We start from the raw sequence: 13,839 nt of genomic DNA, 5'->3' as shown, positions 1-13,839 counted from the left end.
CCTTCCCTCTTAACTTACTGGCTTCACGGTTAAGCGAATTGATCGCAGCTTCTCCACCACAGCCGGATCTTCAGGCATGGGAAACTGACTGACTTTGACAACAGCAGCCTTTGCCGCACGGCAAAGGCTGGTATCTCCACCGACATCGGATACATCTAACAGCAAGCCATTCGCAGACAGCCGCATTTGCAGATTGCATTCTTTGCCGGAAAAATTTTGGTCAAACAGAAGATTCTGTTGGATCATTTGCTTATAAATTTCGCCATAACGCGTTGCCTCATCTGTGACAAACTGCCCTTTGGCACTCCCACGCAATTCACTTTCAGCTTCCAGTCCGGCGAACATGTCATTCAACGCAGCTTCCTGCTGACGTTGCAGTTCCTGCGCTTCTTTCGCCTTCCGCTCAGCTTCTTTACGGGCAGCCTCTGCTTTACGGGCTTCTTCTTCCGCTTTCTTCTTCGCGGCTATTTTTGCCTGGCGATCCGCTTCCGCTTTACGGGCAGCTTCTTCAGCACGTTTTTGCTCTTCGACTTTCTTCTGGCGGGCCAGTTCAGCCTGACGAGCGGCTTCTTCCGCTTCCTGTTTCGCTTTCAGCTTCGCCTGACGTTCTGCTTCAGCTTTGTTCGCAGCTTCGCGTGCCAATCGCGCATCTTCATCCGCTTTTCGCTTTTCTTCCGCAGCTTTTGCTTTCTCACGAGCGATTCGCTCCCGCTCCGCATCGGCTTCACGGGCTGCTTTTTCAGCCTCGAGTTTATCGGATCTCAGCTTGCGTAAACGTTCTTCTTCAGCCTGACGCTGCTTTTCCAGCGCAGCAGCCTGACGTTCCAAACGTTCCAGACGATCTTGCTCGGCACGTTTTGCCGCATCCCGCTGCTCACGAATCTGGCGAGCCTGCTGATTCACCAGTGCTGGATCAACCACTACAGCCTGAATCGTCGAACCGTGTGGTTTCGGCTTGGACATCGTAAAATCGGTGCCCCAGATCAGCGCAACGAACAGAACAGCATGGAAAAATAACGAAATAACGATGGCAACTGTATAGTTGTTTTTTTTCATTGATTTTCCTACTGCTCAAGTGGTTCAGTCATCAGTCCCACAGAGCCGACACCCGCCTGATTCAGTGCATCCAGTGTTTCGATGATGGCTGAATAAGGCACTCTTGCATCGCCACCCACCATGACTGGTGTTTTCGGATTCAATTGCAGTTCTGCTTTGACCCGGGTCAGCAACTCATTCAGCGCCAGGCCACGCACCATATCTGCATTGTCGACACTCAGCCCCAGTTGGCCGTCTTTGTCGACTTCAACAATAATGGGTGCCCCACTGTCATTCTCACCGGCTAACTCGGCCGCAGTTTTCGCAGATTGTGTCGCCGGGAGCTCAACATCAACCCCCTGCGTGATAAATGGCGCGGTCACCATAAAAATAATCAGCAATACCAGCATGACATCAATGTAAGGCACAACATTGATTTCTGCTGTCATCTTGCGCTTTTTCGGTTGATAAACCGCCATGGTGTTTACTCCTGGTTTGCAGCAAACGCCTGACGGTGCAGGATGCTGGAAAACTCTTCCATGAAGGTGGCGTAGTTATGCTCCAGCTTAGAAACCTTGTTCGTCAAACGGTTGTAAAACATCACTGCAGGAATCGCAGCAAACAGGCCCATTGCTGTCGCAACCAGCGCTTCTGCAATCCCCGGTGCAACCATGGCCAGTGTGGCCTGTTTTACGGCACCCAGTGCGATGAAGGCATGCATAATCCCCCACACAGTACCAAACAGACCGATGTACGGGCTGATAGAACCCACAGTTGCCAGAAACGGCAAGTGTGTTTCCATATCTTCCACTTCACGGGACAGTGATACACGCATCGCACGACCTGCACCTTCCATCACAGATTCAGGTGCTTTGCCGTTGTTTCGGTGTAAACGGGCAAACTCTTTAAAGCCTGCGTAAAAAATCTGTTCCGTACCGGTCAGGCTGTCTTTTCGGCTCTGCACTTCCTGAAATAAATGGGACAGATCAATACCCGACCAGAATCGGTCCTCAAAACGTTCAGCTTTTGCTGCTGCCTGAGACAGGATCTGAGAACGCTTCACAATCAGCGCCCAGGAGATCACTGACATACCCAACAGGATGAGCATCACAATCTTGACCAGCAGGCTTGCCTGCAAAAACAAATCCAGAATAGAAAGTTCTGCACTCACTTAGGCTATCTCCGACAATATATTCTTTGGGATCACAATGGGTTTCATTGTTTGAGGGTTGACACAGGCTACCTGAACAGTGGCTTTACACAAGCACTGCCCCTCATTGTTTACTAAAATCTGACAAAATTCGATAGAGGCACGACGTACATTGGCTGTCCAGGTACGTACCTTCAGGTGATCGTCTAACTTTGCACCTTTAAGAAAGTCGATGTCCATATGACGGACAACGAAACTAAATCCTTGTGCCAACATGTCCTGTAAGCTGACTCCGAAGCTTCTGAAAAGTTCCGTTCTGCCCCGCTCGAAGAACTTTAGGTAGTTGGCATGATAAACAATACCGCCAGTGTCTGTATCTTCGATATAAATCGTCACTGGCCACTCAAAGGCGTTTTCTTCAGTCATCTGAATACCACGAATGATGATGCGTTAATGATGATGCGTTAATGATGATGCATAAGACGCCAAAAATATGACGTCCTAGAAAAAATCCAGCAATCACTATACCGGAGTTAAATTACAGAATGAAACCCTCAGCCCTGTGTGTGCTTAATTTCCTTTCAGAATTTGACCCTGCTGGAATTTTGAATCTTTGATTGCAACAAAAAAGACAGCCCGCTATCAAAGCGGGCTGTTTATCAGAGAGGAAACTTCGCTTTAGCTCAAGCGAAGCCACAGGATCACGGCCAGTATCGGCAAAGCCAGATACGGCGTGAACAGGAGTTGCCAATACCAACGGTGCGGCACGAAACCCACACCGAAAATCATAGCAGCACAACAAGACCAGATTAATGCCGGGGACACGACAGGGCCAAAACCACCGATTGCCTGCGCAAACAGGGCCGGATCCCACATCACCAGTCCGCCGGTAACCAGCCCCATGATCAAAGCCAGCACTCTCAATGGGTTCCAGGCCAGCCACGCATGGCTTTTCTTCACCCAAAGGTCGAGTCCGTTACTCACTGTCTGCGCCATCTTTTGCATCCATGTTCTCGGTCGTTTCTAACCAAAGCGCATTGATGATGCCGAATGAACAGGCCAACAGTACTCCCAGAATCCAGGCGAAATACCACATGACAAGTCTCCTTAGTACAGTGAATTCTTATTGTCTTCGATAAACTGCTTATCGAGACGACCGAACATTTTGTAATAACACCAGCTGGTGTACGCCAGGATGATTGGCACCATCACGAAAGCAACCACGGTCATGATTTTCAGCGTCAGCTCACTGGATGTGGCATCCCACAACGTCAGGCTGTGCGAAGGGATCTCGCTCGATGGCATAATGAACGGGAACATCGCAAAACCAAAGGTCAGAATAATGCCCGCCATGGTCAGGCTGGAGAACAGGAAGGCAAAGCCTGCACGCTCAAACCGGCTCGCCAGAACCGTCAGCAACGGCATCACAAGACCCACCACAGGCGCCAGCCACAAGATCGGCTGGGCATTGAAATTCGCCATCAGTGCACCGGTCTGGCGGGTCACTTCTTTATTCAGCGGATTCGAAGCAGCATCTTTCACAATCTCAGACACCATCGCATAACCTTCCAGGTTCTTCGCAAAAAAGCCTGCCAGAGCAAAAGCAACCAGGGTGATCAGGGCGGTGATGCAGGCCACAAAGCGTGCTCGGGTATGTAATTCATCCGTGGTTTTCATCTGCAGATAAACCGCACCCTGAGTCACAATCATCGCCAGGCTGACAACACCGCACAGCAGCGCGAATGGGTTCAGCAAACCGAAGAACGAACCTTTGTAGGTTGGGATCAGCAAGTCACTCAGCACAAACGGCACACCTTGCAGCAAGTTACCAAACGCAACACCAAAAATAACCGGTGGCACCAGGCTGCCGATGAAAATGGCGCGATCCCACATATTGCGCCATTTTGGATCTTCAATCTTCGAGCGGTAATCGAATCCCAACGGGCGCAGCCAAAGCGCAGCTAAGGTGATCACCATGGCCAGATAGAATCCGGAAAAGGCCGTTGCATACACCAGTGGCCAGGCAGCAAACAGTGCACCGCCTGCGGTAATCAGCCACACCTGATTACCGTCCCAGTGCGGTGCGATCGAGTTAATCATAATCCGGCGCTCGGTGTCGGTTTTACCGATCACGTTCGTCAGAACACCCACGCCCATATCAAAACCATCCGTCACTGCAAAACCGATGCAAAGTACACCAATCAGCAGCCACCAGATGAGACGTAACACTTCATAATCAAACATTTATCAATCTCCTGTCCGTCTCGAATTATTTCATCGCGGGTTGTTCGGTCAGATCATGCGGGGCAACGTTCTGCTCGAAGTGATAACGACCGGTTTTGAGGCTGCTTGGACCCAGTCGTGCAAACTTCAACATCAGATACACTTCAGCAATCAGGAAACACGTATACAGGGCAATAATCGAAGCCATTGAAATCAGAATATCCGATGCGGCCAAGTTCGATGCGGCCATGGTTGTTGGCAAAATTTCACCCACAGCCCAAGGCTGACGGCCATATTCAGCAACAAACCAACCCGCTTCCACGGCAATCCAAGGCAATGGAATTGAATACAGTGCAGCACGCAGCACCCATTTCTTTTCTGTGATCTTGTGACGACAGGTCTGGATGAAGGCAGCAGCGAACACGCCCAGCATAATGAAGCCACAGGCAACCATGATGCGGAAGCTCCAGAACAGCGGCCATACGGTTGGCAATGAATCATCTGCCGCTTTGGCGATGTCTTCTTCTGTCGCATCCACCACTTTGTCGGTATATGGTTTCAGCAGCAGGCCGTAACCCAAATCCTGCTTCACTGCATCGAAAGCCGCGATATTTTCCGGCGTTTTCTCACCGGCGCGAAGTTTTTCAAGCAGACCGTAAGCGACCATCCCGTTTCGGATTCGTACTTCGTGTTCGTCTTTCAGATCACGCAGGCCAGTCACTTGTGTATCAATAGAACGGGTCGCGATAATGCCCATCACATAAGGGATTTTGATCGCGTAGTCGGTATGCATGGTTTCCTGATTCGGAATCCCAAACAGGGTAAAGGCTGCCGGAGCTTCTTCGGTGTACCACTCTGCTTCAATGGCGGCCAGTTTGGTTTTCTGAACATCGCCCAGCTCATAACCAGATTCATCACCCAGCACAATCACAGACAGAATCGAAGCCATACCGAAAGACGCAGCAATCGCAAAAGAACGACGCGCAAAAGGAATATCACGACCTTTCAGCAGGTAGTAGGAACTGATACCCAGCACAAACATGGCACCGGTGACATAACCAGATGCGACGGTATGAACAAATTTCACCTGCGCAACCGGGTTCAGGACAACCTCAGCGAAGCTGACCATTTCCATACGCATGGTTTCAAAGTTAAATTCAGCACCAACCGGGTTTTGCATCCAGCCGTTTGCAACCAGAATCCACAATGCCGAGAAGTTTGAGCCCAGGGCCACCAGCCAGGTCACCAGCAGGTGCTGACGCTTGGTCAGACGATCCCAGCCAAAGAAGAACAAGCCGACGAAAGTCGATTCGAGGAAGAAGGCAATCAGGGCTTCAATCGCCAGCGGGGCACCGAAGATGTCACCAACGTAGTGAGAATAGTAGGCCCAGTTCGTCCCGAACTGAAACTCCATTGTCAAACCGGTTGCCACACCCAATGCAAAGTTGATGGCAAAAAGCTTACCCCAGAACTTGGTCATGTCCTTGTAGATTTGCTTTCCGGTCATCACATACACCGACTCCATGATGGCAAGCAGAAACGCCATCCCCAGAGTCAATGGGACGAACAAAAAGTGGTACATCGCAGTCATTGCGAACTGTAGCCGCGATAGTTCGACGATATCAAACATGATAACTCCTTAAGTCACCAGCCAGCTGGTAACGTACGACATGATAGATTGAGCACGCTGAGTTATCACTGAGACTCACCGCCAACACCTGCTGATATGGCAGTCATCATGGATTCGTGAATTCACCGCGCGACGCTCATCATTAGACTTCGCTGAAAACTCCAGCTGACCTCACTGCCCTTCCCTTCAAATTGACTTGAAACGGGTCCTCAAAGACATGTTCAAGGGATGTTGCAGGCATGTTTCGAATTATTGTTTTTAATGTAAAACAACAACTCAGTCAGCTTAAACTAATACTACTGACTTCACCTGTCAGGTTCAAAGATAATTGTCAAAAAGCGCATGAAGCTGCATTCCGGCATCACCCTCAAATCAGGTTTGCGCACAATTACCATGCGGTAGATCAAAATTCTTCAAAATGCATAAAACTGTAGCTAACAATTTAAATAAATGTGATTTTTTAAACAAAACCACCCCCTTAAATGAAAAAATAATCACAAATGGGCATATCAGCATCCGGGGATTGAAACGGGCAAAATTTCTCAGTGAAACTTGACCAGCCCGATTGCATAACTATGGGAAGTTCCAAAGAAAAACAGGGACACTTACGGTGTATTCTCAACAATCGCACCGGAGAAATCGGATTATATTTTCTAATGATAATGTTAATTCACCACCTCAGCGTTCTTCTTTCACTGCAACGGACTCGCCGCAGAAATACATCCCCCTCAAGCATTGATCTGAGACAGATTATTAACAATCTCAATGTGTTCCAGGGTGAGCCTGTTCACATTTTAAGCACTGTCGGTCTGTGCCAGAGTTTCTTAAAATTTCAACACCCAAAGTGTTCAGCATGCGGAGACGACTGCTTTTGAACATTTTTAACGCAGGCTCCTGACCAATTTTGGCCCGGCTCCGGCACTTTCGCTCGGTCATGTGTTAAAAAAATGCAGTGACTCAAGCCGTTTAAAAGAAATGAATCGATGAAAAAACAAACAAAAACGGAGCCTTACGGCTCCGTTGTTAACATCAATTTCAGCCGTATCGGCTTAACTTTCAGGTAAATCTAACCCGAAGTGCAAATAAGCACGCTGGGTGGCAATGCGTCCTCTTGGCGTTCGTTGCAGATAGCCTTGCTGAATCAGGTATGGCTCCAGCACATCTTCGATGGTGTCGCGCTCTTCACCAATCGCAGCAGCCAGGTTATCCAAGCCAACCGGTCCTCCCATAAACTTATCAATGATGGCCATGAGCAGTTTCCGGTCCATGTAATCAAAACCACTGCAATCGACATCCAGCATATCCAGCGCCTGACTGGCAATCGACTCGCTGATCCGGCCATCACCTTTCACTTCAGCAAAGTCACGGACCCGTCGAAGCAGCCGGTTCGAAATTCGGGGAGTTCCGCGAGAACGACGCGCGATCTCCAAAGCGCCTTCAGAAGCCATGGTCAGCCCAAGACAATTGGCGCTGCGCTGGACAATATCCTGCAAGTCTTCAACTTTGTAGTACTCCAGCCGCTGAGTAATGCCGAAACGATCCCGAAGCGGAGACGTCAGAGAGCCCGCTCGCGTCGTCGCACCAATCAATGTAAATGGCGGTAAGTCGATTTTGATCGAACGCGCTGCCGGGCCTTCACCAATCATGATATCCAGCTGGTAATCTTCCATAGCCGGATAGAGTACTTCTTCAACCTGAGGGCTGAGCCGGTGGATTTCATCGATAAACAGCACATCGTTTTCTTCGAGGTTAGTGAGCAATGCTGCCAGATCACCTGCTTTTTCAAGTACAGGGCCGGAGGTCGTCCGAATACTGACCCCCATTTCATTGGCCACAATATTGGCCAGGGTCGTCTTGCCTAACCCCGGCGGACCAAAAATCAGCAAGTGATCCAGAGCTTCTTCCCGCAGCTTGGCCGCCTGTATGAAGATTTCCATCTGACTACGGACATGATCCTGCCCCTGATAGTCCTGGAGCAGTTTCGGACGAATGGCACGATCGATGACTTCTTCTTCTTTATTGATCGGAAAATTGCCCGAGACCAGACGATCAGCTTCTATCATAATGCCTCACTCATCACACCATGGAACGCAGCGCTTCACGGATAATGCCTTCACTCGCCATACCGTCCTGTGCGACCTGAGCCACGACTTTAGACGCCTGCTGCGGCTTGTAACCCAAGGCAATCAGGGCGCTGACGGCTTCGTCTTCAGCACGATTCTGGTCAGAAACCATCGGTTGCGCCTGGCTGGCGGCCGTGTCCAGTGACGGTGTAAAGAGATCGCCTTCACCCCAGCCTTTCAGACGGTCTTTCATCTCAATCAGCAGACGTTCAGCGGTTTTCTTGCCGACGCCCGGAATCTTCACCAGCGTCGTCACATCTTCATTTTCAACGCACAGCACGAACTGGCTGGCCGTCATTGCCGACAAAATCGCGAGTCCCAGTTTCGGACCAACACCATTGGCTTTGATGACTTCACGAAACAGATCCCGCTCACTTTTCTTGTTAAAGCCAAAGAGCAGTTGCGCATCTTCACGCACCACAAAATGCGTCGCAATGGTGACTTCCTTTCCCGGCTCCGGTAACTCATAGAAACAGCTCATCGGCATCTGGACTTCATAACCAATACCTGCCACTTCAATGACCACTTCTGGCGGTTGTTTTTCTAGGATGATTCCTCTTAGTCGGCCAATCACTGCCTTGCCTCTGTTTCACCGTTAAAATTGGCCCTAGGATAATCAAGCGCTGGATGGATATCCAGCGCTTTGTGGAAATGACACCGAGATTCTTGGTCCGCTTCAAGCCTGATGACGGGAAACCAGTCCATTCAGTCCATCGGCCAACCCTTTCAGCATTTCGACACGATTGGCAAGTTCAGCGCCCTGGTGCGCCACCTGATCGGACACCCGATTGGTCTCAACCACACTTCGTGCAACCTCCGTACTGGCCTGATCCAGTTCTTTGAGGGATTGCACCTGAACCCCCAGGGTGTCGGCCAGCTGATTGACATCCTCAGACAGTCCGGAGATCTCATGAATAATGCTGCCAAGCTCGGTCGCTGTAGCGTGAATGACTTTCTGTCCGGCTTCGACTTCATGTCGGCTTTTTTCGAGCAAGCCGCGGATTTCTGTGGCAGATGCATTACTCCTGGCCGACAATTGACGCACTTCATCCGCCACCACCGCAAACCCGCGCCCGGACTCCCCTGCTCTCGCGGCTTCAATCGCTGCGTTCAGTGCCAGCAAATTAGTTTGCTCGGCAACTGCGGTGATCAGTTCGGCAGCCGACATCACTGCCGCATTACAGCTGGAAATTCGGGCAATTGCATCCGTCGATGCCTGCAACGACGCTGAACTGTGTTGCGCCTGTTGTTCAATCGTACTGCTACGCTGACGCAACTCAGTGACGAAGCGATCTGACTCATCCAGACCTTCAGTCATCTGTGCTAATTGCTGGCTCATCTGTTCTGCGGCACTGGCCTGAGACAAACAATTCTGATTCAGCGCTTTAACCTGACCGTGCAGCGTTTCTGACTGCATTTCCAGCTCTTCTGCAACCTGCGCAAGCTGACCGGCATTGTCACTGGCTTTGACCATCACGTTACTAAGCGCCTGCTCACCCTGTTTCGCTTGTTCCGCAAGCGCAGTACTGGCTCGTTCGGCATCATACGATTGCGTCAGCGCGCTTTCCCGCTGACGAACTGTAAAGGCCTGTGCGATGCCAATCACAACCAGCGGCAGCAGCAAGCCAGACCAGATTTCCAATCGTTCTGCACTGGGTGTCAGCACCAAATGCGGAAAATCATGACCCGAGATGTGTTCATTCACCATCCAGGCTGAAATCAGAGTCACCATTGCGCTCCAGACCATGGCGGTAACCGGCCTCGCAGCCAGAAAAAAGGCAACAATGAGCAGTGGCATCCAGAACGCCTGCGTCGACATCACAATGCCGCCGCTCTGATAAACAATATTGACGGCATGAATCACCATGCCGAGAAATCCAACATTGATAGCCAGCTCAATCTGCTTCATCCAGCGCACGATGCAGCCGGCTAATATTTCTGCGCCCATCAAGGTGACAGAAGTCAGCTCGAGAGGGGGATTGGCATGGCTGACCCATTTGATCCAGCTGTACAGGCCAACACAAAATGAAATGAGCGTAAAAAATAGCAGGGTATCAACAAGACGGGCCTCTTCACCTTGCCACCCTGAGTTGGAGGGCATGAACAAACCGCGCCAGAAAGCGACTGGGGACATGTGGTTATCCTTGTCATTGTTTTATAAGAGCTATCCAACAGCTCCGACCACTATATTCCAGTTAACAATGAATTAACAAAGAAAAAAGCAGCACCCGGCTGCTTTTTTTGATCTGACCGACACATACTATACCTGGAAGGGATAAGTCGCACAGGTGTGAGTCTTGTGGATTAACGATACCGGCCGCGCCGGGAACCTGAAGCCTGCCCGGCCATCGCCACCAGCGTTTTATTGGTGTGCGCATGGCAGATTGCTACGGCCAAGGCATCTGCCGCATCAGCCTGTGGCGTTCCGGGCAACTTCAGCATATGACACACCATATGCTGGACTTGCGTTTTATCGGCACTGCCCTTTCCCACCACTGCTTGCTTGATCAGGCGTGCAGCGTACTCATGCACCGGTAAACTCGCATTCACTGCCGCAACAATGGCACTGCCTCTGGCTTGTCCCAGCTTCAGCGCAGAACTGGCATTTTTGCCCATGAAGACTTCTTCAATGGCAAAGGTATCCGGACGAAACTGCGTGATCACTTCCGACACGCCCGCATAAATCTGATGCAGACGCCCCGGAATATCTTCGCAGCTGGTGCGGATACAACCGCTGCCCAGATATTCAAGTTGTCTGCCGGTCTGCCGAATCACCCCGTAACCTGTGATTCTGGAGCCCGGGTCAATCCCTAAAATAATGGCCATAGATTAAAGCTGCGCGGCAACCTCATCAGAAATGTCACCGTTATGGTAGACCTCCTGAACATCGTCCAGATCTTCCAGCACGTCAATCAGACGCAGCAGTTTAGGCGCGGTGTCGGCATCCAGCTCGGCTTTGGTTGAAGGCACCAGAGTCACTTCAGCGTTCTGGGCTTCAAAGCCCGCACTGTCCAGTGCATCTTTCACCGCACCAAACTCAGCGGGCGTGGTGTAGACATCAATTGAACCATCTTCATGGCTTTCAACGTCATCGGCACCGCCTTCCAGGGCCGCTTCCATCACCGCATCTTCCTCCAGACCCGGCGCGTAGGAAATCACCCCTTTTTTATCAAAGAGATAATTCACGCTCCCGTCTGTCCCGAGGTTTCCACCTGCTTTGTTGAATGCATGGCGAACCCCGGAGACCGTCCGGTTCCGGTTATCTGTCATACATTCCACCATGACCGCAGTGCCGCCCGGACCATAACCTTCATAAATCACGGTTTCAACGTTGTCATCCCCTTCACCACCAGCACCCCGGCTGATCGCCCGGTTAATGGTGTCACGGGTCATATTGTTTGACAGCGCTTTGTCGACCGCCGCGCGCAGGCGCGGGTTACTGTCGGCTTCCGGGCCGCCTTCTTTGGCTGCCACTACAATTTCACGAATCAATTTAGTGAAGATTTTTCCGCGTTTCGCGTCCTGAGCCGCTTTGCGGTGTTTGATATTGGCCCATTTACTATGACCTGCCATCACAATACTCCAATTGTCTGAGGGTTGTTTCCCGGTCGTGCCGGGGGCGTTGATCACTGTTCAAAACACGGCGAGCCATTTTTACATCAAACAGATATATCGCAGAATGCAATGTCATGAAGAGTGATCGGGCTGGCAGGACGCCAGCCCGGGGATTAGCCAGATCAGGCTTCTTTCTGTTCAGCGTCTTTTGCAGCAGCTTTGACTGCAATCGCCAGTTCTTCCAGCGCAGCCGGATTCGCCAGGCTTGGTGCGTCTGTCAGCAGACACGCGGCTGCCGTCGTTTTCGGGAAGGCAATCACGTCACGGATGTTTTCAGTACCGCACAGCAGCATCACCAGACGATCCAGACCAAATGCCAGGCCCGCATGCGGCGGTGTACCGAACTTCAGTGCATCCAGCAGGAAGCCGAATTTCAGTTGCTGCTCTTCTGCGTCAATGCCCAGAATGTTGAATACCGCGGCCTGCATGTCTGCATTGTGGATACGCACGGAACCGCCACCCACTTCGTAGCCGTTAATGACCATATCGTAAGCATTCGAATTTGCCGCAGCAGGGTTTGCAGCCAATTCTTCCGCCGTCACACCCAGTGGTGAAGTGAACGGATGGTGCATCGCGTGCAGGTTGCCTTCGTCATCTTCCTCAAACATTGGGAAGTCAACGACCCACAGCGGTGCCCAGGCAGATTCATTGGTGATGCCCAGATCTTTACCCAGTTTCAGACGCAGCGCGCCAATGGCTTCTGCAACCACGTTCGCTTTATCCGCACCGAACAGGATGATATCGCCGGATTGCGCACCGGTCCGTTCAATGATGGCATTGATGATTGCTTCGCTCAGGAATTTTGCAACCGGAGACTGAATGCCTTCCATGCCCGCGTTCAGATCGTTCACTTTCAGCCATGCCAGGCCTTTCGCACCGTAAATTGAAACGAATGCGGTGTACTCATCGATTTGTTTCCGCGTCAGTGCCGCACCGCCAGGAACGCGCAGTGCCGCGACACGGCCTTTGCTGTCGTTTGCCGGGCCAGAGAAGACTTTAAAATCTACCTCTTTCAGCAGATCCGCCACATCAACCAGTTCCATTGGGTTCCGCAGGTCTGGCTTGTCTGAACCGTAACGGCGCATCGCTTCTTCATATTTCATGATCGGGAACGCACCCAGATCAACATTCAGCAGCTCTTGCCACATGTCCGTGATCATTTTCTCGGTCACGGCACGGACTTCTTCAGCCGTCATGAACGAGGTTTCGATATCGATCTGAGTGAATTCCGGCTGGCGGTCAGCACGCAGGTCTTCATCACGGAAACATTTAACGATCTGGTAGTAACGGTCGAAACCAGACATCATCAGCAGCTGTTTGAACAGCTGTGGTGACTGCGGCAATGCATAGAAGCTGCCTTTATGAACGCGGCTCGGGACCAGATAGTCACGGGCACCTTCCGGGGTTGCTTTGGTCAGAACCGGAGTTTCAATATCCAGAAAGCCGTTCTCATCCAGGAAACGACGCACAAAGCTGGACGCTTTTGCGCGCAGCTTGATGCGATCGCTCATTTCCGGACGACGCAGATCCAGGTAACGGTACTTCAGACGCTGCTCTTCGGTATTCTTCTGGTTGAAATCCAGTGGCAGGACATCGGAACGGTTGATGATTTCCAGACCTTTGGCGATGACTTCCACTTCGCCGGTAGCCATGTCTTTGTTCACCTGGCTGTCCGGACGCTGGCGGACTTCACCGGTCAGACGGATACAGAATTCATTACGCAGCTGGTTGGCGACCTCAAAGATATCTTTCATATCCGGATCAACCACTACCTGAACCACGCCTTCACGATCTCGCATATCAATGAAAATAAGACCGCCTAAATCACGACGGCGGTTAACCCAGCCGCATAGCTCCACGGTTTGTCCCGCATGGGACTTGTTCAGGTGACCACAATATTGGGTGCGCATAAAGAATTTCCCGATCTGTTTACTTACAATCCTGTGTGTCCGCCCACAATCAAGATGACAGACATCAACGGTGACAAATCCGGTCGTTGTCCCTGCTTATGACTGGCCACAAACGTCCGGAAGAAAATAACGAGGCATTATAAATGAAAAATC

The 13,839-nt window shown here is 51.0% G+C and carries 14 protein-coding genes; all 14 read right to left on the bottom strand.

Annotated elements, in window-relative coordinates:
* Nucleotides 1–9 precede the first annotated feature (9 nt).
* Nucleotides 10–1,056, bottom strand: coding sequence for a cell envelope integrity protein TolA (tolA, locus tag KDD30_RS04750; RefSeq protein WP_211647633.1), 1,047 nt, complete (start codon nucleotides 1,054–1,056; stop codon nucleotides 10–12).
* Between the two features lie 8 nt (nucleotides 1,057–1,064).
* A complete protein-coding gene (gene tolR / locus KDD30_RS04745; RefSeq protein WP_249199198.1) occupies nucleotides 1,065–1,514 on the bottom strand; it encodes a protein TolR in 450 nt (149 codons plus the stop codon).
* 5 nt (nucleotides 1,515–1,519) lie between these two features.
* Nucleotides 1,520–2,206, bottom strand: coding sequence for a protein TolQ (gene tolQ / locus KDD30_RS04740; RefSeq protein WP_211647632.1), 687 nt, complete (start codon nucleotides 2,204–2,206; stop codon nucleotides 1,520–1,522).
* The gene (ybgC, locus tag KDD30_RS04735) at nucleotides 2,207–2,611 is read right to left on the bottom strand and encodes a tol-pal system-associated acyl-CoA thioesterase (RefSeq protein ID WP_211647631.1); all 405 of its coding nucleotides are present in this window, start codon (nucleotides 2,609–2,611) and stop codon (nucleotides 2,207–2,209) included.
* Between the two features lie 252 nt (nucleotides 2,612–2,863).
* Nucleotides 2,864–3,181, bottom strand: coding sequence for a cyd operon protein YbgE (ybgE, locus tag KDD30_RS04730; RefSeq protein ID WP_211647630.1), 318 nt, complete (start codon nucleotides 3,179–3,181; stop codon nucleotides 2,864–2,866).
* Complete coding sequence (gene cydX / locus KDD30_RS04725) at nucleotides 3,162–3,281, bottom strand: cytochrome bd-I oxidase subunit CydX (RefSeq protein WP_211647629.1); 120 nt, start codon at nucleotides 3,279–3,281, stop codon at nucleotides 3,162–3,164. Before cydX ends, ybgE begins: the two co-directional genes overlap by 20 nt.
* Nucleotides 3,282–3,292: 11 nt before the next feature.
* A complete protein-coding gene (cydB, locus tag KDD30_RS04720) occupies nucleotides 3,293–4,429 on the bottom strand; it encodes a cytochrome d ubiquinol oxidase subunit II (protein ID WP_211647628.1) in 1,137 nt (378 codons plus the stop codon).
* A 25-nt stretch (nucleotides 4,430–4,454) separates the two neighbouring features.
* Nucleotides 4,455–6,038, bottom strand: coding sequence for a cytochrome ubiquinol oxidase subunit I (gene cydA / locus KDD30_RS04715; protein ID WP_211647627.1), 1,584 nt, complete (start codon nucleotides 6,036–6,038; stop codon nucleotides 4,455–4,457).
* A 1,049-nt stretch (nucleotides 6,039–7,087) separates the two neighbouring features.
* Entirely contained in the window at nucleotides 7,088–8,101 is a 1,014-nt protein-coding gene (ruvB, locus tag KDD30_RS04710; protein ID WP_211647626.1) for a Holliday junction branch migration DNA helicase RuvB, read from the bottom strand.
* Nucleotides 8,102–8,114: 13 nt separating this feature from the next.
* Complete coding sequence (gene ruvA, locus KDD30_RS04705; protein ID WP_211647625.1) at nucleotides 8,115–8,735, bottom strand: Holliday junction branch migration protein RuvA; 621 nt, start codon at nucleotides 8,733–8,735, stop codon at nucleotides 8,115–8,117.
* 102 nt (nucleotides 8,736–8,837) lie between these two features.
* Nucleotides 8,838–10,295, bottom strand: a complete 1,458-nt coding sequence (locus KDD30_RS04700; RefSeq protein WP_211647624.1) for a methyl-accepting chemotaxis protein — start codon at nucleotides 10,293–10,295, stop codon at nucleotides 8,838–8,840.
* A 170-nt stretch (nucleotides 10,296–10,465) separates the two neighbouring features.
* Entirely contained in the window at nucleotides 10,466–10,987 is a 522-nt protein-coding gene (gene ruvC / locus KDD30_RS04695; protein ID WP_211647623.1) for a crossover junction endodeoxyribonuclease RuvC, read from the bottom strand.
* A gap of 3 nt (nucleotides 10,988–10,990) precedes the next feature.
* Nucleotides 10,991–11,734 carry a YebC/PmpR family DNA-binding transcriptional regulator gene (locus tag KDD30_RS04690; RefSeq protein WP_211647622.1) on the bottom strand — a complete coding sequence of 248 codons (744 nt, stop codon included), beginning with the start codon at nucleotides 11,732–11,734 and terminating at the stop codon, nucleotides 10,991–10,993.
* A gap of 164 nt (nucleotides 11,735–11,898) precedes the next feature.
* Nucleotides 11,899–13,686: an aspartate--tRNA ligase gene (gene aspS / locus KDD30_RS04685; RefSeq protein ID WP_211647621.1), complete on the bottom strand. Its 1,788-nt coding sequence runs from the start codon at nucleotides 13,684–13,686 to the stop codon at nucleotides 11,899–11,901.
* Between the last annotated feature and the right edge of the window lie 153 nt (nucleotides 13,687–13,839).

It is taken from the genome of Photobacterium sp. GJ3 (assembly GCF_018199995.1).
Taxonomy (GTDB): Bacteria; Pseudomonadota; Gammaproteobacteria; order Enterobacterales; family Vibrionaceae; genus Photobacterium.
Note: the sequence above shows the minus strand (reverse complement) of the source record. Positions and strands in the feature narration are given on the sequence as shown.

What these genes read in the sequence shown, in the direction of transcription:
- tolA (WP_211647633.1), bottom strand. Translation starts at nt 1,056, where the DNA reads ATGAAAAAAAACAACTATACAGTTGCCATCGTTATTTCGTTATTTTTC.
- tolR (WP_249199198.1), bottom strand. Translation starts at nt 1,514, where the DNA reads ATGGCGGTTTATCAACCGAAAAAGCGCAAGATGACAGCAGAAATCAAT.
- ybgC (WP_211647631.1), bottom strand. Translation starts at nt 2,611, where the DNA reads ATGACTGAAGAAAACGCCTTTGAGTGGCCAGTGACGATTTATATCGAA.
- ybgE (WP_211647630.1), bottom strand. Translation starts at nt 3,181, where the DNA reads ATGGCGCAGACAGTGAGTAACGGACTCGACCTTTGGGTGAAGAAAAGC.
- cydX (WP_211647629.1), bottom strand. Translation starts at nt 3,281, where the DNA reads ATGTGGTATTTCGCCTGGATTCTGGGAGTACTGTTGGCCTGTTCATTC.
- cydB (WP_211647628.1), bottom strand. Translation starts at nt 4,429, where the DNA reads ATGTTTGATTATGAAGTGTTACGTCTCATCTGGTGGCTGCTGATTGGT.
- cydA (WP_211647627.1), bottom strand. Translation starts at nt 6,038, where the DNA reads ATGTTTGATATCGTCGAACTATCGCGGCTACAGTTCGCAATGACTGCG.
- ruvB (WP_211647626.1), bottom strand. Translation starts at nt 8,101, where the DNA reads ATGATAGAAGCTGATCGTCTGGTCTCGGGCAATTTTCCGATCAATAAA.
- KDD30_RS04700 (WP_211647624.1), bottom strand. Translation starts at nt 10,295, where the DNA reads ATGTCCCCAGTCGCTTTCTGGCGCGGTTTGTTCATGCCCTCCAACTCA.
- ruvC (WP_211647623.1), bottom strand. Translation starts at nt 10,987, where the DNA reads ATGGCCATTATTTTAGGGATTGACCCGGGCTCCAGAATCACAGGTTAC.
- KDD30_RS04690 (WP_211647622.1), bottom strand. Translation starts at nt 11,734, where the DNA reads ATGGCAGGTCATAGTAAATGGGCCAATATCAAACACCGCAAAGCGGCT.
- aspS (WP_211647621.1), bottom strand. Translation starts at nt 13,686, where the DNA reads ATGCGCACCCAATATTGTGGTCACCTGAACAAGTCCCATGCGGGACAA.